Raw genomic sequence first — 17,765 nt, 5'->3', positions numbered from 1 at the left:
CGGTCAGCGGACGGCGCGGGCCGACCGGCCCCGCCGCTCCTTCTCCCGGTACATCGCCGCGTCCGCCTCGCGGAGCAGGGCGTCGGCGGTGCGCGCCCGCTCCGCGCCGAGCACGGCGACCCCGACGCTGGTCCCCACCCGCACCGGGGTGCCGTCGAGGCGGAACGGTTCCTCGAAGCAGGCCGTGATGCGGTCGGCGAGGGTCCGCGCCTGGTCGGCGTGAGCCAGGGCCGGCAGCACGATGGCGAACTCGTCGCCGCTGAGCCGACCCACCGTGTCGCCGGGCCGGACGGCGGCGCGCAGCCGTGCCGACACCTGCCGCAAGAGCTCGTCCCCGGCCGCGTGACCGAGCGAGTCGTTGACGTCCTTGAACCGGTCGAGGTCGCAGAAGAGCACCCCGAGCTGGCCGTCGGGGCCCGTCCCGGCGAGCGTCGCCTCCAGCCGCTCCAGGAAGAGCACGCGGTTGGGCAGCCCGGTCAGCGCGTCGTGCGTGGCCTGGTGGCGCACGGTCTCCAGCAGCCGGGCCTTCTGCAGCGCGGTGGCCGCCTGGTCACCGACACCCCGCAGCCGGGCGAGCACGTCGCCACCGAGCTCCTCGGGCGCCGTCCCGGACTCCCAGCTCGCCGTCGCGACGCCGAGGAAGGTGGCGCCGGCCAGGAGCGGCACCGCGACGACGTCGGAGACGCCGATGTCGGTCATGAACCGGCGCAGCACCGGGCTGCTGGTGGCGAGGCTGAGGATCCGGGGTTCGCGGTCGGTGAGCATGCCGACCAGCTCCGGGGTGTCCTCCGGCCGCAGCGGCGTCCTCAGGAAGTGCTCCCGCCGGAGCGGCTGGCTCCGGGCGGAGCTGCGGCCCTGCAGCTGCCCCGTCGCCGGGTCCCAGAGCATCACCGAGGCACTGCTGCAGCCGATGACGCGCGGCAGGGCCTCCGCGACGACCTGGCTGACCGCCGTCGCGTCGCCGGCGCCGGCCAGCTCGTGGGCCAGCGCCAGCAGGGCGCCCGCCCGGTCGGCCTCCCGGCGCGCGTCCTCCAGGGCGATGAGCAGGTCCAGCGCCGCCGCCGCGTGCCCGGCGTAGGCGGCGAGCATCGCGTGCTCGTCGGCCATCTCGCCGTCACCGGAGGGGTAGATCGCGGCGAGCCGGCCGTGCCGGCGGCGGGCGGAGGCGACGTCGACGACCACGGCGGTGCGGCCCAGGTCGTCCCCGGACAGGATCCGCGCGGCCAGCTCCGGCAACTGGTCGTCGGGGATGCCGGCGCCGTGGACCAGGGGCGGACCGCCGTCCGGGTTGCCGACGACCAGCAGGTGCGCCGGGGCCAGCACGGCCTCACCGGCCCGCGCCACGATGCGGTGGAGGACGGTGTCGAGGTCGTCGCTGGCGACGAGGTCACCGGCCGCGGACTGCAGCGTGCGCAACTGCCCCCGCAGCGCCGTCAGCTCGGGGTCGGCCGCGGCCCCGTCGGGCCGCCGGCGGCGGAATCGCGACCGCCGCTCCCAGGTGAGGCGGTAGACGCAGGTGCCGGTGCCGTCGACGCAGCACTCGGTGTGCGTGAGGACGCCGGGAGGCAGACCGAAGATGGCCGGGATCATCACCGCCAGCCCGCGGGCGTACGCGCAGTCCAGCGCCGAGTGGGTGTAGCCGTCGGCCAGGTGCAGGGCGACCGTCGCCGACGTCGCGGTGGTCTCGCGGACCTCCATGCGGGAGACGGTGGTGAACTTGGCCGCCGCCCGCGGCAGCTGGCGGAACACCTGGCGGGGCGTGCCCAGGGCGCGCAGGACCAGGAGCAGGGAGTGTCCCAGGCCGCTGCGCATCGCGGCCGTGCCCACGTGGAACATCGTGTCGGGGTCGCCCAGCACATCCGTCGCCGCGGCGAACAGCCGGATCCGGGTGGCGTAGCTCCACCAGCGGGCCTGGTCGGCGACCTGGTCGGCGACCTCGCCGAGCCCGGCCCGGTCGAGCACCGCGGCGACGGCGTCGTCCCCACCCGCGCGGCGGACGTAGGCGAGCACCCCGGCCATCGTGATGCCCGGGGTCTCCCGCGCCTCGGCCGGCGGCACGGCGGTCGCGCCGCCGCTGCCAGGTGATCCTGTGCCCACGGTCCGGTGATCGGCGCGCCACCACCCCCGCTTGAGCGGAACCGACCGGATCGGGTGAGGAACCCGCAGGTCGGACCGCGCCCTGCGGGACGAGCCCCCGGACGCACGCGACCCCGGTCTCGAGAGAGACCGGGGTCGGGGTGTTCCGGGGCCGCGCGCGGCGCGCGGCCAGGGCTCAGCGGCCGAGGAAGTGGCTGCCGTTCGCCATCGTCAGGAGCTCGTCGCGCATCGCCGGGCTGCTGCTGCGGGCCAGCGCCTTGTTCAGCGCCCGCCGGGTACGCGCCACCTGCCGACGCTGCCGCCAGCTGGTCGTCACGCTGCTCATCGTTACTGCCTCTTTCGTCGGAGTGATCTGCCTGCAGCCGTAGTAACGCAGGCGTGCACCACTTTAGTCCGACGAAACGTCGGCGAACGTGAGACATGGCCGAAGGTTCCTCATCCTTTCGGGTGAGTCGCGCCACGTCGGAGCCCGAACGCACGACGGCGCCCACCCCGAGTGGGGTGGGCGCCGTCGTCGTAGCGGGGCGGGGGCTCAGCTCGGGCGCTGCACGTCACCCCGCCAGGCACCGGTCTCGGTGCCGCGGCTCTCGATGAACTCCTTGAACTTCTTCGCGTCGGCCTTGATCTGCCGGTCGTCGAAGCCGAGGACGGCACCGGCCTTCTCGACCAGCCCCTCGGGCTCCCAGTCGATCTGGATCATCACCCGGGTCTTGGCGTCGTCCAACCGGTGGAAGGTCACCACACCGGCGTGCTTGGCCTCACCGCTGGTGCTGGTCCAGGCCACGCGCTCCTCGGGGTGCTGCTCGGTGATCTCCGCGTCGAACTCGCGCTTCACGCCGTCGATGTTGGTGACCCAGTGGGTGTGGGTGTCGTCGATCTGCGTGATCTTCTCGACGCCGCCCATGAACTGCGGAAACGTCTCGAACTGCGTCCACTGGTCGTAGGCGATGCGGATCGGGACGTCGACGTCGACGGACTCCTGCACGCTGGCCACGTTCTCAGCTCCTCGTGTCGCTTGTTCGGTCGTGCGCCACCTACCCCGGGGGCGCCGGACCGACACGTGGAAGGAGCAGGTCAGCGCAGCGCGGCCGCGATGCTGCCGCGCACCGGCCGGTCCGTCACCAGCAGCATCTGCGCCAGGTGGTAGGCGTCGGGCTGCCCGGCCCAGGTGCCCTCGGCGACCTCCCCCGACGGCGTGAGCTCGTGGTGCCAGCTGCCGGTGGTGGGGTCGGCGAACCGCTCCTCACCGTGCGCACGCCAGCGGTCGGCCAGCGCCCGGTAGGCCGGCTCCCCGGTCACGCGGGCGAGCACCGCCGCCGCCGCCACCGCCTCGCACAGCACCCAGTGCATACGCGCACCGACCACGGGCCGGTCGTCCCAGTCGAGGGTGTACGGGAAGCCGTCCGCGCCGTCGGCCGCCCACCCGCGGGTCGCCGCGGCGTCGAACAGCGCGACGGCGTCGTCGAGCAGCCAGCGCGGCGGGTCGGGGAGGGCGGCGCGCAGGTGCACCGCGAGCCGCGCCCACTCGAACTGGTGCCCGATCGTGACCCCGTAGGGGCGGAACGGGTCGGCCGGGTGCGCCGCGTTGTGCTCGGGCAGCGGCTCCCAGTGGGACGTGAAGTGCTCGGGCAGCCGCCAGCCGCGCTCGCGGGCGAAACCGTGCACCACGCGCTCGACACTGCGCAGCGCCTGCCCGCGCAGCCGGGCGGCCAGGGCCGCGTCGTCGACCGCGTCGGCGGCGGCGAGCACCGCCTCGACGCCGTGCATGTTGGCGTTGGCACCGCGGTAGTCGTCCAGCCGCGACCAGGTGCGGTCCCACTCCTCCACCGCCAGGCCCGCGTCCTCGTCCCAGAACCGGTCCTGCCACACGTCGAGGGCGTCGTCGAGCAGCGCGCGCCCGCCCTCGATCCCGGCCGCGGTCGCCGTGGCACCGGCCAGGAGGACGAAGGCGTGCACGTAGGCGGCCTTCGTGCCGTCGGCGGCCGTCGCGCACCAGCCCCCGTGCACCGGGTCGTGGAGGGGCCCGCTGCGCAGCGCCTCGACGCCGTGCCCGGCCAGCTCGTCCGCCCCTGGCCGCCCCAGCAGGGTGGCCAGCCCGAAGACGTGGGTCATCCGCGCGACGATCCAGCCCTCCTGCGGCCGGTCCGCGAGCAGGTCACCGTCCGGGCCCAGGTACCCGAAGCCGTCCGGCAGCCGGGATCGGGCGGCGAAGTCCAGCAGCCGGTCGAGATCGATCACCCGGTCACGCTAGTGCGCGGCCCGCCGGTCGCCCACCACGGCGACGGCCAACCGGGCCGTCGCCACCCCGAGGACCGCGAGGCAGAGCACCCGGACGAACCCCGCGCCGATGTTCGCCCCGGCGTCACCCGTGGTCATCGCGTCGACGAGCACCATGACCACCGTCGCGGCGAGCACGACGAACCCGAGCCGCCGGCCGGCCGGGACTCCGGCCGCCAGGAGGACCCCGCCGGCGATCGCGCACACGTACCCGAGCACCTGGAGCAGCCACGGGGCCGTGCCCTGGTCCAGGTGCGGCCGCGAGCCGCCGATCCCGATCGAGACGCCGGTGAGCGCGACGAACAGCAGCAGGGCGACCAGCGCCTGGGCACGGCGGTCCACGACGGGCTCCCTCTCGAGCGACGAACCGGGCGGCTCGCCGTCAGTAGGCCAGCGCGCTCCCCGGATCATGCAGCAACGCGCCGACGTCGGCCAAGAACCGTGACCCGAGTTCGCCGTCGATGATCCGGTGGTCGAAGGAGAGCGCCAGCTGGGTGACCAGGCGGGGCTTCACCTTCCCCTTGTGCACCCACGGCATCTCCCGGACGGCGCCGAAGGCCAGGATCGCCGACTCCCCCGGGTTGAGGATCGGGGTACCGGTGTCCACGCCGAACACGCCGACGTTGGTGATCGTCATCGTCCCGCCGGTCATGTCCGCCGGTGCCGTGCGCCCGGCCCGGGCGGTCTCGGTGAGCTCGCCGAGGGCCGCGGCCAGCGCGGGCAGGGACAGCCGCCCGGCGTCCTTGATGTTGGGCACGATCAGCCCGCGCGGGGTCGCCGCGGCGATGCCGAGGTTCACCTGCCCGTGGACGACGATCTCCTGCGCCGCCTCGTCCCACGAGCTGTTGACCATCGGGTGCCGCCGGGCCGCGAGCAGCAGCGCCTTGGCCACGAACAGCAGCGGGCTCACCTTGACCTCGGCGAACTCCGGCCGTGCGGCCAGCCTGCTGCGCAGCTTCATCATCCGGGTGACGTCGACGGTGAGGAACTCGGTGACGTGCGGCGCGGTGAAGGCGCTGGCCACCATCGCGGCCGCGGTGGCCTTGCGGACCCCCTTGACCGGGATGCGCTGCTCCCCGCCGGTGGTCGCCACGGACGCCGGGGCCCCGGCGCCGTCGGAGCGCGCGGCGACGGCGGCGTCGACGTCGGCCCGGGTGATGCAGCCCCCCGCGCCGGAGCCGGAGATGGTCGCGAGGTCCACGCCGAGGTCCTTGGCGTACTTGCGCACCGGCGGCTTGGCCAGCGGGCGGGGCCCCCGCCGGCCGGGCGCGGAGCCCTGGGCCGGGGCGGCGTCCTCGCGTCGCGCCGCGGCCTCGGCCTGCCGGCCGACCTCCAGCCCGCCGTGGCGCACCGGCTTGCTGCGCATGTCGGGGGCGGTGGCCAGCAGCGGCGGGCCGTCGTCGGAGGGCAGCGGGGGACGGTCGGCCCCGCCGGAGCCGTAGTCCGCGCCGGGCAGCCCGGTCGCCCGGGCGGCGGCCGGGGCGCCTGACCGGCGCGGGCGGCGGCGCGCCTCGGTGGTGCGGGGCCCGTAGCCGACCAGGACGGCGGTCCGCCCACCGGGGGCCGCCCCGCCGATCAGCCCGGCGGCCGGCTCCTCGCCGGCCGCCGATCCCTCGTCGGCGGGCGCCGCCGCCGGGGCGCTCCCGGCGGCGTCTCCCCCACCCACCCCGCCGACGTCGATGGTGATGATCGGCGCACCGACGTCGACCATCGTGCCGGCCTCGTGGAGCAGCTCGACGACGGTGCCGGCCCACGGCGAGGGCAGCTCGACGGCGGCCTTCGCCGTCTCCACCTCGCACAACGGCTGGTTGACCGTGATGGTGTCGCCGACCTGCACCAGCCACTGCAGGATCTCGCCCTCGGTGAGCCCCTCACCGACGTCGGGGAGCTTGAACTGACGCTGCGCCATCTCAGAACTCCATCGCGCGGTCGACGGCGTCCAGCACCCGGTCGAGGTCGGGGAGGTACTCCTCCTCGAGCTTCGACGGCGGGTAGGGGGTGTCGAAGCCCCCGACCCGCAGCACCGGCGCCTCCAGGGAGTGGAAGCAGGCCTCGGTCACCCGCGCGGCGATCTCCGCGCCGAGACCGAGGGTGACCGGCGCCTCGTGCACGACGACGCAGCGACCGGTCCGCCGCACGCTCTCGAACACCGGCTCCAGGTCCAGCGGCGACACCGTGCGCAGGTCGACGACCTCCAGCGACCGCCCCTCCTCCTCGACGGCCTTCGCCGCCTGCAGCGCCGTCTTCACCATCGGGCCGTAGGCCAGCACGGTGACGTCGTCGCCGCCACGGACGACGCGGGAGGCGAACAGCGGGTCCGGGGTGGCGTCGGTGTCGACCTCCGCCTTCTCCCAGTACCGCCGCTTGGGCTCGAGGAAGACGATCGGGTCGGGATGGGCGATCGCCTGCTGGATGCCCCAGTAGGCGTCGACCGGGTTGCTGACCGCGACCACCTTGAGCCCCGCGGTGTGCGCGAAGTAGGCCTCGGGGCTCTCGCTGTGGTGCTCGACCGCCCCGATGCCGCCACCGAAGGGGATGCGGATGACGATCGGCATCGGCAGCCGGCCCTTCGAGCGGGCGTGCATCTTGGCGACCTGGGTGACGATCTGGTTGTAGGCGGGGAAGACGAAGCCGTCGAACTGGATCTCGCAGACCGGCCGGTAGCCGCGCATGGCCAGGCCGACCGCGGTGCCGAGGATCCCGGCCTCGGCGAGCGGCGTGTCGACGACGCGGGCCTCGCCGAAGTCCTTCTGCAGGCCGTCGGTGATGCGGAAGACCCCGCCGAGCTTGCCGATGTCCTCGCCCATGAGCACGACCTTGGCGTCGTCCTCCATGGCGCGGCGCAGGCCGAGGTTGAGCGCCTTGCCGATCGTGAGCGTCTCGGTGGCCATCAGTGCTCGCTCCCCTCGAAGCTCGCCTGGTACGCGATGAACTCCTCGCGCTGGGTGGCCAGCCACGGGGTCTGCTCGGCGTAGACGGAGTCGAACATCGCCGTCGGCTCGGGATCGGGCATGTCGACGGTGCCGCTGCGGATCCGCTCGGCCAGCTCGTCGGCCTCGCGCTCGACGGAGTCGAAGAACGCCGCGTCGGCCTTCTCCGAGCGGGACAGGTGCGCCTTCAGCCGCGCGATCGGGTCGCGCAGCTTCCACTCCTCCAGCTCGCTGGCCAGCCGGTAGCGGGTGGGGTCGTCGGAGGTGGTGTGCGCGCCCATGCGGTAGGTGAACGCCTCGATGAAGGTCGGGCCCTGCCCTTCGCGGGCGGCCTGCAGCGCCTGCCGGGTCACGGCCAGGACGGCGAGGACGTCGTTGCCGTCGACCCGGACGCCGGGGAAGCCGAAGCCGGCCGCGCGCTGGTACAGCGGCACCCGCGACTGCCGCTCCAGCGGGACGCTGATGGCGTACTGGTTGTTCTGGCAGAAGAAGACGACGGGGGCGGAGAAACTGGCCGCCCAGATCATCGCCTCGTTGACCTCCCCCTGGCTGGTGGCGCCGTCACCGAGGAAGGCCAGCGCCGCGCTCTCGGCACCGTCGCGCTGCAGGCCCATGGCGTAGCCGGTGGCGTGCAGGGTCTGCGCGCCGATGACCACGGTGTAGAGGTTGAAGCCGGTGGCCACGGGGTCCCAGCCGCCGTTGTCGACGCCCCGGAACAGGCTGATGACGTGCAGCGGGTCGACACCGCGGGTCCAGGCGACGCCGTGCTCGCGGTAGGTCGGGAACGCCATGTCGGTGGCGGCCAGCGCGCGGCCGGCGCCGATCTGCGCGGCCTCCTGACCGAGCAGCGAGGCCCAGATGCCGAGCTCGCCCTGCCGCTGCAGCGCGGTGGCCTCGACGTCCCACCGGCGCACCAGGGCGAGATCGCGGTAGAGGTCCCGCAGCTCCTCGTCGGTGATCTCCAGGGAGTAGCCGGGGTGCTCGACCCGGTCGCCCTCCGGTGTGAGCAGCTGGACCAGCTCGGACCGCTGCGGCAGGTGGGGCGCGGCGGCCCCCGGGACGGGGTCGACCATCTCCGTGGTCTCTGGCAACGCTGTCACCGGTCGCACTCCTCGCCGTCGGCCACCGCCGCCGGGGTCACCGGCGACGCGGTGGTGCTGGACGTTCCGGCCGCCGGATGTGGCGGCCCTCACACATCCTGGCACGACCTGCCCGCCGATGACCAGCCCTGATGCGCATCGATCTGCGCAGGCGCATTGAAGTAGATTGCGCAGAAAGCTCGCCCAGGGTGGCGTCCAGCTGTCAGACTGCGCAGCGTGCCCGAGATCGATGCCACCGATGCTCGGCTGCTGCTCGCGCTCACCGAGGACCCGCGGGCGAGCGTCATGGCGTTGTCGCAACGGCTGGGCCTGGCCCGGAACACGGTGCAGGCCCGGCTGGCCCGGCTGGAGAGCAACGGGGTACTCGGCCCGCTGGACCAGCGGGTCCGCCCGGAGGCGCTGGGCCACCGGCTGGCCGCCTACATGTCGGTGCAGGTGGCGCAGCGCGGGCTGGCCGAGGTCAGCGACGCACTGGCCGCCCTGCCGGAGGTCCTCGAGGTGACCGGCCTGTCGGGCGCCACGGACCTGCTGGTGCACGTGGTGGCGACCGACGCCGACCACTTGTGGCGGATCACCGAGGCGGTCCTGGCCATCCCCGGCGTCCAGCGGGTGGACACCGCGCTCGCCATGCGTCGGTTCCTGGAGCGGCGCGTGGGCCCGCTGCTGCGCCGCGCCGCCGGCCCCCCGCCCGGCTGATCCGCCCGTACCGGCGGCCCGCCGGTGTGCCGCCGGGACGTGCGGGTACCGGGCGGCACATGACGAAGAAGACCCCGTTCGGCGTGGCGGGCAAGGGCAAGCGCGGCATCAGCACGCTGGGCTGGGCGCTGCGGGGAGCGGCCGCCGGCGCGGCGGGCACCACCGCGCTGAACGCCGTCACGTACCTGGACATGGTGGTGCGCGGCCGCGGCAGCAGCTCCACCCCCGAGCAGACCGTCGAGAAGCTCGCGGAGACGGCGCACGTGCCCATCCCCGGCGACGACCAGACCCGGCAGAACCGCCTCCAGGGACTCGGCCCGATGACGGGCATCGTGGCCGGCGTCGGGGTGGGCGTGGTCGGCGGGCTGGCGCGGGCGTCGGGCCTGCTGTCGTCGAAGCCGGTCGGCACGCTGCTGACCGGGCTGGGCGCGATGGTCGCGGGGAACGGGCCGATGACGGTGCTCGGCGTCACCGATCCCCGCACGTGGTCGACGACGGACTGGCTCAGCGACCTGGTGCCGCACCTGGCGTACGGCCTCGTCGTCAAGAACACCATCGACGCCTTCGACCGCCCGTGACAGGGTCCGGTCGTGGAGGAGATCACGACCGAGGCAGAGCTGCGCGCCCTCCTCGGGGAGCCGGCCCCCGCCGCCGTGGCCAAGGAACGCACGGCGCTGCACGAGTTCGACCGGCAGTGGCTGGCCGCCTCCCCCTTCTGCCTGGTCGCGACCAGCGCGGCGGACGGCACGTGCGACGTCTCGCCGAAGGGTGACCCGCCCGGCTTCACGCTCGTCCTCGACGACCGGACCATCGCGATCCCCGAGCGGGCCGGCAACCGCCGCGCGGACGGCTTCCGCAACATCCTGGCCAACCCGCACGTCGGCCTGGTCTACCTGCTGCCGGGGCGGGGCGACACCCTCCGGATCAACGGACGGGCCCGCCTCGTCCGCGACGACGTGCTGCTCGGGCGCATGGTGGTGCAGGGGCACCGCCCGGTGCTGGCCATGGTCGTCGAGGTCGAGCAGGTGTTCCACCACTGCGCCAAGGCGTTCCTCCGCTCCGGGCTCTGGGAACCGGACACCTGGGGAGCCCACGACGTGCCGTCCCGGCCCCGAATCGCGCAGGCCCTCGAGCGCCGCGGCGAGCGGCTGGAGGACATCGAGCGCTACTACGGGGAGCAGTACACGGCGGGCCTCTACCCGACCGGCTGATCCCCCCGGGCATAGGAAGCTCTACCTACGAAATCTGGACCAGAACCGGAGGCATGGCTTCCTATGCCCGGTCAGCGCCAGCCGCGCTCGTCGACGCCCCCCGGCACCGGGGCGGCCGGGTCGTAGGGCGTGCGGGTGAAGACGAACGTGTCCAGGTCCAGGTGGTCGGCGGCGATGCGCAGCGTCTCCCCGGCGAAGTAGCCGTCCAGCCCGCGCCAGGTGCCGTCGGCCGCCGGGGCGAACCGGCTCGCCCGGCCGGACCGCCCGGGCAGCGGGCCCAGGTGCAGCAGGCCTCCGGCGACCGACCGGAGGACGTAGGGGGCAGGGCCCCAGAACCAGACGCCGAGGTCCTCCAGCGGCACCGGCGACGGCGCGGGTGCCCACGGCTCGACGATGCGCGGCTCGGCGGCACGCAGGTCGGCCAGGAGCCCGAACACCAGCGGATCGAGGCCGCTGGTGGTGTTGGCCAGCGACACCGCGCCCGCCTGCTCCTCCCGGTCGACGAACACCCCGGCGAGAAAGCCGGGCATCGAGCCGCCGTGCCCGACCAGCGTCCGCCCGTCCACGCGCAGCACCTGCACGCCCAGCCCGTAGGCCGACCAGCCCGGCGCGGAGGAGTCCACGCCGGCGGGCACCGTCATCTCCTCCAGCGTCGCCGGGTCGAGCACGTCGCCGGTGTCGCCGAGCAGGAACGCGGCGAACCGGCCCAGATCGGTCAGCGTCGCCCACAGCTGCCCCGCGGCGGCCATCACGCCCGCGTGGTGCTCCGGCTCGGGCAGGACGACGTCGGCCCACGGGTGCACCGCCCAGCCCTCGGCCGCCGGGGCGACCGGGCGCGGCGTGGTGCGGGTCATGCCCAGCGGGGCCAGCACCTCCCCGGCCACGGCGTCCTCCCAGGAGGTGCCGCGCAGCCGGGCGACGAGCTCCCCGAGCAGACCGAACCCCAGGTTGGAGTAGTGGAACCGCCGGGCCGCGCCGAGCACGACGTCGGTCCCGCCGAGGCCGAGCTCGTCGAGGGTGCCGCCGGGGGTGCGCTCCCACCAGCCGCCGGGGCTCTCGGCCGAGGCGCCGGCGAGGTGGGAGAGCAGCTGGCCGACCGTACGGTCGCCGAGCGGCGTCCCGGGCAGGTGCCGCTCCAGCGGGTCGTCCAGCCCCAGCCGGCCCTCGTCGCGCAGCCGCATGACCACGACCGCCGTCACCGTCTTGCTGATCGACCCGAGCCGGTACTGGACGTCGGTGTGCGGGCCGGGCACCTCGCCGCGGCCGGCCGACCAGGCCAGGCCGCCGTCGCGGACGACGCCCGCGACCAGGCCGGGGGCCCGGCCGTCGCGCTGGACCCGGGCGGTGCGGGCGAGCAGGAGTCGGGCGGTGCCGGGGAGGACGGGCTCGGGCATGCCGGCGACCGTATCGACCGGCACCCGGCGCGGGATCAGGCGGTCAGCGCGTCCCGCGTGGGCAGCGCACCGGAGCGGGTGGCCCACCGCTCGAACCAGACCGTGGCCAGCGGCGGCACCGACGCGGCGAGGGCGAGGACCGTGGTGGGCAGCGACCAGCGCAGCACCCGGGCCGTGACGAGCGCGACGAGGACGTAGACGACGAAGACCCCGCCGTGGATGGGCCCGAACACCTGCACGCCGACCTCGGAGGTCTGCAGCACCCACTTGACGAACATCCCGGCCAGCAGGCCGACCCAGGTGATCGCCTCGGCGATGGCGACGAGGCGGAAGGCGGTGGTGACGGTGCGCGGGTTCAACGGACGTCCTCGGGTCGGCGGGCTCTGCGGTCGTCAACGACCGGGCGGGGCGCGGGGTCCCCGCGCCGGGTGTGACGTACGCGGCACCGGCCGCGGTGGCAGGGTCGGCGTCGTGCGCGGACTGGCCCGGCGGGAGTTCTGCCTGGTGCTGCTGCGCCGGATGGCCGATCTCCGCCCCGATCTCACCGCCGCGGCGCTGCCGCGGCTGGGCGCGACCCGGGCGGAGGCGCACGCGGCGCACACCCGCTGGCAGGCGCTGCAGCACTCGCGCCGGGCACCCCGCGGGCTGGCACTGCGCTCCGCGGTCCTCGGCCCGCCCGAGGAGCTGGAGGACCGCCGCGTCGGCGACCTCGACATCCAGGTGCGGCGCTGGCCGCTGCCGCTGTGGCCGCACCTGTGGTGGGAGGTGGTCAGCGGGCCCGGTGGCGCGGTGCTCCACGAGCAGCTCGCCCGCGCGCCGGGCTCACCGGTGCCGGCGGCCCGCCCGCACCGGCTGCTGGTGTGGGAGCACGTGCTCGACGACGTCGTCGGACTGCCGGGTGCGCGCGGCCTCGACCCGGGGGTGCCGACCCGCGCGGAGGTGCGCCTCCCCGGCGGGGTGCGCGCGGTCTTCGTGTGGGGCCTGCTGCAGCAGGTCACCCGGCACGATCAGCCGGCGATGCGCCGGGCCCCGCTGTAGCCGCCCATCGAGTCGATGCTCGCCACCTTGACGACGTCGCCCGACGTGGGCGCATGCACCATCTGGCCGTCGCCGATGTAGATGCCCACGTGGCTGACCGGGCTGTAGAAGAACACGAGGTCACCCGGGCGCAGCTGGTCGCGGGAGACCGACTGGCCGGTGGCTGCCTGGTTCCGGCTGGCGCGCGGTAGCGAGATGCCGGCCGCCCGGTAGGCGTAGGAGGTGAGCCCCGAGCAGTCGAAGGCGCTGGGCCCCGTGGCCGCCCACACGTAGGGCTTCCCACGCTGGGCCATGGCGGTGTCCACGGCGATCTGCGCCGCCTCGCTGTCGGCCACCACGGGCGCGGACGGCGCCGGCGCAGTGGGCTCCCGGTCGTCGCGGCTGGCCCGCTGCGACTCGGTGCCGCGCTCCTCGGCGTGGTGGGCCTGGGCCACCGCCTGGCGCTCCTGGGCGCTGAGCTGGTCGAACTGCGCGCGGAACTCGTCGACCTGCGCCTGCAGGTCGGCCTGCTGCCCGGCGACGGCGTCGTAGGCGGCCTGCGCCTGGACCGCGGCCTCGTGCGCAGTGGCCTGGGCCTGCGCGGCGGCCACGTTGGACTCGGCGGCGCGGGCGAGGACGACACCCTGGTGGCCGGAGATCGTCTCCAGCGTGGCCACGCGGGTGACGAACTCGTCGGCCGAGCTGCTGGTGAGCAGCGCCTGGAAGGAGCCCAGCCCCTCACCGGTCCAGGCGCTGCGCGCGATGCCGCGGACCGCCTCCTGGGCGCGGGCGAGGTCGGCGGTGGCCTGCGCCAGCTGTGCGGCCGCGGCCTCCGCGGCCGCCTGCTGGCCCGTCAGCGCGTCGCGCGCCTCGTTGAACCGCTCGGTGACGACCTCGAGCTGGTGGCCGCGCTCGGCGACCAGCCGGGCGGCCTCGGCCGAGGTTGCGGGGGAGCCGGGATCCGCGGCCGCCGGGACCGTGGCGAGGAGGATGCCGACGGTGCCGGCCAGGGCCAGCCCCACCCGTCCGGCGGTGCGGCGGCGAGCGGGCGTGCGCAGGGGGGTCGCCATGGTGCGGCGGCTCTCCGATCTCATCCACGGCCGCCTGCCGGGGGCCCGGCCGGGCACGCGCGGGCACGCCGGGACGGAGGGGTCCGTCCCACCTGCGTGCCGCAGCGTTGCCTGGCCGGCACCCGCGCCTGTGCGGGTGCCCGGTTCGCTCGACGGCGCCCGGCGGAGGTCACTCGGTAGTGACAGAAAGCCCCGACGGACACACTCACCGTAGGCGGCGTGACCCGGTCGTGACAATGCCCCTAACGACATTCGTGTAGTTCTCCTGCGCGTCCTGTCACAGCCGTCCCAGCCACCTGCGCGTTCGCTCCGCAGGGGCGGTGGACGCCCCACCGGGGTCCGTTTCGGCACGGCTCCGCGGGACCACTATCGGTGGATGGACATCCGGAAGCCCCTCCTGCTGCTCGCGCTCGCCGGGTCGCTGGTCGCCTGCGGCGACAACACCGACATCCAGCGCGGGGAGACGAACTGCGACGCCAGCGGTGAGCAGGCGGACAACCCGCACGACGCCAGCTGCGAGGAGACCGGCTCCAACACCGGCACCGACTGAACCCGCCACGCGTGGGCTGGTTCTCCCGGGCCGTCGCCTGGCTGCGCGACCTGGCCCGGGGCGTACGCGCCCGGCTGCGGGGACGCGACCTCATGCTGATCGCCGCGGGGCTCACCTTCTACGCCGGCATCGCCGTCGTGCCGCTGCTGCTGCTGGCGTTCGGTCTGACCTCCTGGCTCACCTCCCCCGAGCGGGTGCACGCCCTCGGCGAGCGGCTGGCCGAGCTGCTGCCCGGCGCGCTCGACGCACCGACCGCCGTGACCCGCCTGGTCGACGCCGGCACGGGCCTGGACCCGCTCGGCGGGCTGCTGGCGCTGCTGCCCATGTCCTTCTACGGCGAGGGTCTCCGGCGCGCGCTGCTGCGCTTCGGCTCCCGGCACGAGGGGATGACCGGCTGGCGCGGCAGGCTGGCCGCTCTGCCGCTGCTGCTGATCACCCCGGTGCTGCTGTACCCGCTGCTGCTGGCGGCCGGGCAGATGGCCGACCTCGCCGACCGCGGCGGGGTGGCCGCCGTCGTCGGGCAGGTGGCCCTCGGCTACTACGCGGTACTGGCCGCCCTCACCCTGCCGCTGGCCTGGGGGTTCCGGGTCGTCGGGGGAGGTCGCGTGCGGTGGCCGGCGCTGATGGTGGGCGCGCTGTTCACCGCCGCCTGCCTGTCCGGCTTCCTGCAGGGCTTCGTGCTGTTCCTGGCGCTGCCGCTGGACCTGGGCGCGCCGTTCGGCGACATCGACGTCGTCGGTGGGGTCGCGGCGCTCGGCGTGTGGCTGTTCCTCCTGCACCTGGTGGTGCTGCTCGGCTGGCTGGCCACCCAGGAGCTCGACGAGCGGCTGAAGCGGCGGTCAGCGCCGCGGCGGGGACCGGTAGGGGGACCGGTCGAGCCAGGTCCCGGTCTCGCCTAGCGTCGGCTCGTCCGGGGGCGGGGATCCGCCGGTCCCGGTGTCCGGCTCCGCCACGACCGGCGGCGTGGACGGCGGGGGCGTGGACGGCGGGGACGTGGACGGCGGGGGCGTGGACGGCGGGGCCGCGGACGGCGGGGGCGCCGGCACCGGCTCGGGAGCGGGCGGGGGCGGGGGCGGCGGCACGTAGCGGGAGCCGTTGCTCACCAGGATCGAGACGACCTGCCCTCGCACCGCCCGGCCGCCGGCCGGCGGACTCGTGCCCACGAGCTCCCCATCGGCCAGGTCGCTGTCCACCCGCACCACGACGTCGAGGAAACCGGCGTCGCCGAGCACCTCCTGGCAGGCGAACGGATCACCGCAGGACGGCACCCGGATCGTGTTGCCCCGCACCACCGCGGGATCCGCGGGCGGGAAGTCGCTGCTGCCCCGGGCGCCGAGCACCGGCGCCATGGCGTCGTGCCAGATGGTGGCGCCCTTGCCGCCCCCGAAGCCGCCGACGTCCTCGGCCTCCTTGGGGTTGAACACCATCACGCTGGCGGCGATCTCCGGGGTGTACCCGACGAACGCCACCGAGACGTTGTCCTGGGTGGTGCCGGTCTTCCCCGCGATCTGGTGGCCCGGCACGTACGCCCGCCGGCCGGTCTGGCCGCCGTAGCCCGGCTCGACGTCCTTGCGCAGCATCTGGTTGAGCGTGTTCGCCACCCCGGACGGGATCGCCTCGGGGGTGCAGCGGTCGCCGTCCACGAGCGGCTCGCCGTCCGCACCCAGGACGGGCTCCCCGTTCCGGTCGAGCAGCCCGGTGACCGGGACGACGTCGCACCGGGTGCCCGAGGCCGCGAGCGTCGAGTAGGCGCTGGCCAGCCCCAGCGGGCTCGTCGCGTCGGGGCCGAAGGCGAACGAGCCGTTGTTCTCGTCGATCGTGCGCTGCGCCAGGCCCCGGGGGCCGTGGGCGTAGAGACCCATGCGCTCGGCCATGCGCACCGGCTCCTCGACGCTGCCGAGGGCGTCCTCGAGGGCCAGGAAGTAGGTGTTGGAGGACTGGTAGAGCGCGGTCGTGAGGTCCAGCGAGGCCCGGTAGCTCCCGGCGTTCCGAACCCGGTAGGGCCCGCCGTCGGCCTGGTAGACGCGCGAGTAGTACGGGTTGGGGGCGGTCAGCGTGTACTCGGTCGAGTAGCCGCGGGCCAGCGCGGCGGCCGCCACGAACACCTTGTACGTGGACCCGGCGCCCCGGCTGGGCAGCGCGTTGAGGTTGACCGACTCCTGCCGCTCGTCGTGCTCGTCGTGGCCGAAGATGCGGTTGACGCTCATCGCCAGCAGGTGGCCGGTGCCCGGCTCCACCGCGGTGAAGGTGGCCGCCAGCGAGCTCTCCAGCGGCTGGTTGGCCAGCACGGCGGCGTCGCCGGCGCGCTGCAGGTCGGCGTCCAGCGTGGTCTGGACGACGTAGCCGTTGCGCTCGAGATCGTCCTGGGTGAGCCCGAGCTCCTCGATCAGGTACCGCTGGACGAAGTCGCAGACGTAGGCGCCCACGGACGCCTCGACGCAGCCGCGGCGCGGTGCGGGAGCGGGAGCCAGGTCGAGCGGGGCGGCCTCGGCCTCGGCCTGCTGCTCCGGGCTGATGTAGCCCTGCTCGGCCATACGGGCCAGCACCTGGTTGCGCCGGACGGTCGCGCCCTCGGGGTCGGTGAACGGGTCGTGGTCGGACGGGCTCTGCACCAGGCCGGCCAACAGGGCCGCCTGGGGCAGGGTCAGCTCGGCGGCGTCGACGCCGAAGAAGGCCTGGGCCGCGGGCTGCACGCCGTAGGCATTGCGCCCGAAGTAGACGATGTTCAGGTAGCGGGTGAGCAGCTCGTCCTTGCTGTAGGTGGACTCCATCGCCAGCGCCAGCCGGGCCTCGCGCAGCTTGCGGCCGAAGGTCTTCTCGATGGCGGCGTCGCGGTCGGCCGGGGTCCGCGCGGACTGCAGCAGGGTCTGCTTCACCAGCTGCTGGGTCAGCGTGGACCCGCCTTCCTCCACCTCCCCGGCGGCGATGTTGGTGACCAGAGCACGCGCTGTGCCCTGCACGTCCAGACCGCCGTGGTCGTAGAAGCGCGCGTCCTCCACGGCCACCAGCGCCTGCCGCATCACCTCGGCGATCCGGTCGAACGTCACCGGGTCGCGGTTCTCCCGGTAGAACGAGGTGATCACCTCGCCGTTGGCCGCGAGCATCACGCTGTTGCGGGCCGGCACCTCGACGGAGAACTCCTCCGGCGGCTCGCCCAGCAGAGCCGAGGAGCTCTGCGCGGCCAGGGCCGGCCCGCCGACCCACGGCAGCAGCAACCCGGCCAGCAGTACCCCGGCCAGCAGGATGGCGCCCGCCAGCGTGAGCAGGGTGCGACCGGTCCCCGTGCGCGACTCCATGACCCTCCCCACGACAGAAAGCCCAGCTCAGCAGGGAAGATCACCGATGACAACCACCCGCGCGGGGGTACGGCCACCGGAACCGTCCCGTCCGTCACCGGGGACCCGCCCGCCCCACCGGCTCCTC

At 74.7% G+C, this 17,765-nt stretch carries 18 protein-coding genes; 6 read left to right on the top strand and 12 right to left on the bottom strand.

Going from position 1 to position 17,765, the window contains the following annotated elements; all coding sequences use genetic code 11:
* Nucleotides 1-3 precede the first annotated feature (3 nt).
* The 8 genes from ACI79Q_RS14540 to pdhA form a co-directional block, all read right to left on the bottom strand.
* Entirely contained in the window at nt 4-2,097 is a 2,094-nt protein-coding gene (locus tag ACI79Q_RS14540) for a diguanylate cyclase domain-containing protein (RefSeq protein ID WP_456614904.1), read from the bottom strand.
* 175 nt (nt 2,098-2,272) lie between these two features.
* Nucleotides 2,273-2,422 (bottom strand): hypothetical protein, encoded by a 150-nt coding sequence (locus ACI79Q_RS14535; RefSeq protein ID WP_456590097.1) that lies wholly within the window; start codon nt 2,420-2,422, stop codon nt 2,273-2,275.
* A 207-nt stretch (nt 2,423-2,629) separates the two neighbouring features.
* The gene (locus ACI79Q_RS14530; protein ID WP_456599973.1) at nt 2,630-3,091 is read right to left on the bottom strand and encodes an SRPBCC family protein; all 462 of its coding nucleotides are present in this window, start codon (nt 3,089-3,091) and stop codon (nt 2,630-2,632) included.
* Nucleotides 3,092-3,171: 80 nt separating this feature from the next.
* Nucleotides 3,172-4,335 carry an AGE family epimerase/isomerase gene (locus tag ACI79Q_RS14525; protein WP_456599974.1) on the bottom strand — a complete coding sequence of 388 codons (1,164 nt, stop codon included), beginning with the start codon at nt 4,333-4,335 and terminating at the stop codon, nt 3,172-3,174.
* Between the two features lie 9 nt (nt 4,336-4,344).
* The gene (locus ACI79Q_RS14520) at nt 4,345-4,716 is read right to left on the bottom strand and encodes a hypothetical protein (RefSeq protein WP_456599975.1); all 372 of its coding nucleotides are present in this window, start codon (nt 4,714-4,716) and stop codon (nt 4,345-4,347) included.
* Nucleotides 4,717-4,756: 40 nt separating this feature from the next.
* Nucleotides 4,757-6,283: a dihydrolipoamide acetyltransferase family protein gene (locus ACI79Q_RS14515; protein WP_456599976.1), complete on the bottom strand. Its 1,527-nt coding sequence runs from the start codon at nt 6,281-6,283 to the stop codon at nt 4,757-4,759.
* A gap of 1 nt (nt 6,284) precedes the next feature.
* Entirely contained in the window at nt 6,285-7,265 is a 981-nt protein-coding gene (locus ACI79Q_RS14510) for an alpha-ketoacid dehydrogenase subunit beta (protein ID WP_456599977.1), read from the bottom strand.
* Complete coding sequence (gene pdhA / locus ACI79Q_RS14505; protein WP_456599978.1) at nt 7,265-8,404, bottom strand: pyruvate dehydrogenase (acetyl-transferring) E1 component subunit alpha; 1,140 nt, start codon at nt 8,402-8,404, stop codon at nt 7,265-7,267. Before pdhA ends, ACI79Q_RS14510 begins: the two co-directional genes overlap by 1 nt.
* A gap of 216 nt (nt 8,405-8,620) precedes the next feature.
* On the opposite strand from pdhA, the gene ACI79Q_RS14500 reads away from it, so the two are divergent.
* From ACI79Q_RS14500 to ACI79Q_RS14490, 3 genes are read left to right on the top strand one after another with little or no spacing between them, the layout of a single operon-like run.
* Nucleotides 8,621-9,100, top strand: coding sequence for an Lrp/AsnC family transcriptional regulator (locus tag ACI79Q_RS14500; RefSeq protein WP_456590090.1), 480 nt, complete (start codon nt 8,621-8,623; stop codon nt 9,098-9,100).
* A 59-nt stretch (nt 9,101-9,159) separates the two neighbouring features.
* Complete coding sequence (locus ACI79Q_RS14495) at nt 9,160-9,678, top strand: hypothetical protein (protein WP_456614903.1); 519 nt, start codon at nt 9,160-9,162, stop codon at nt 9,676-9,678.
* Between the two features lie 12 nt (nt 9,679-9,690).
* Nucleotides 9,691-10,311, top strand: coding sequence for a pyridoxamine 5'-phosphate oxidase family protein (locus ACI79Q_RS14490; RefSeq protein ID WP_456590088.1), 621 nt, complete (start codon nt 9,691-9,693; stop codon nt 10,309-10,311).
* A gap of 71 nt (nt 10,312-10,382) precedes the next feature.
* Here the strand turns inward: ACI79Q_RS14490 and ACI79Q_RS14485 are convergent, their stop codons facing one another.
* Both ACI79Q_RS14485 and ACI79Q_RS14480 read right to left on the bottom strand, forming a co-directional pair.
* A complete protein-coding gene (locus tag ACI79Q_RS14485) occupies nt 10,383-11,705 on the bottom strand; it encodes a serine hydrolase domain-containing protein (protein ID WP_456614902.1) in 1,323 nt (440 codons plus the stop codon).
* 35 nt (nt 11,706-11,740) lie between these two features.
* The gene (locus tag ACI79Q_RS14480; RefSeq protein WP_456613232.1) at nt 11,741-12,064 is read right to left on the bottom strand and encodes a DUF3817 domain-containing protein; all 324 of its coding nucleotides are present in this window, start codon (nt 12,062-12,064) and stop codon (nt 11,741-11,743) included.
* A gap of 112 nt (nt 12,065-12,176) precedes the next feature.
* On the opposite strand from ACI79Q_RS14480, the gene ACI79Q_RS14475 reads away from it, so the two are divergent.
* Complete coding sequence (locus ACI79Q_RS14475) at nt 12,177-12,743, top strand: hypothetical protein (RefSeq protein ID WP_456590085.1); 567 nt, start codon at nt 12,177-12,179, stop codon at nt 12,741-12,743.
* Here ACI79Q_RS14475 and ACI79Q_RS14470 read toward each other — a convergent pair.
* On the bottom strand, nt 12,713-13,792 hold the full coding sequence (locus ACI79Q_RS14470) for a C40 family peptidase (protein ID WP_456614901.1): 1,080 nt from the start codon (nt 13,790-13,792) through the stop codon (nt 12,713-12,715). The two genes, ACI79Q_RS14475 and ACI79Q_RS14470, sit on opposite strands and share 31 nt — an antisense overlap.
* 376 nt (nt 13,793-14,168) lie before the next feature.
* On the opposite strand from ACI79Q_RS14470, the gene ACI79Q_RS14465 reads away from it, so the two are divergent.
* Together ACI79Q_RS14465 and ACI79Q_RS14460 are read left to right on the top strand one after the other, a co-directional pair.
* Nucleotides 14,169-14,342, top strand: a complete 174-nt coding sequence (locus ACI79Q_RS14465) for a hypothetical protein (protein WP_456590083.1) — start codon at nt 14,169-14,171, stop codon at nt 14,340-14,342.
* A gap of 11 nt (nt 14,343-14,353) precedes the next feature.
* Entirely contained in the window at nt 14,354-15,241 is an 888-nt protein-coding gene (locus ACI79Q_RS14460) for a YhjD/YihY/BrkB family envelope integrity protein (protein WP_456613233.1), read from the top strand.
* On the opposite strand, the gene ACI79Q_RS14455 is transcribed toward ACI79Q_RS14460, so the two are convergent.
* Entirely contained in the window at nt 15,182-17,638 is a 2,457-nt protein-coding gene (locus ACI79Q_RS14455) for a transglycosylase domain-containing protein (RefSeq protein WP_456614900.1), read from the bottom strand. The genes ACI79Q_RS14460 and ACI79Q_RS14455 overlap by 60 nt on opposite strands.
* Between the last annotated feature and the right edge of the window lie 127 nt (nt 17,639-17,765).

It is taken from the genome of Blastococcus sp. SYSU DS0828 (genome assembly GCF_054050975.1).
This window is presented reverse-complemented; position numbering and strand designations above follow the sequence as displayed.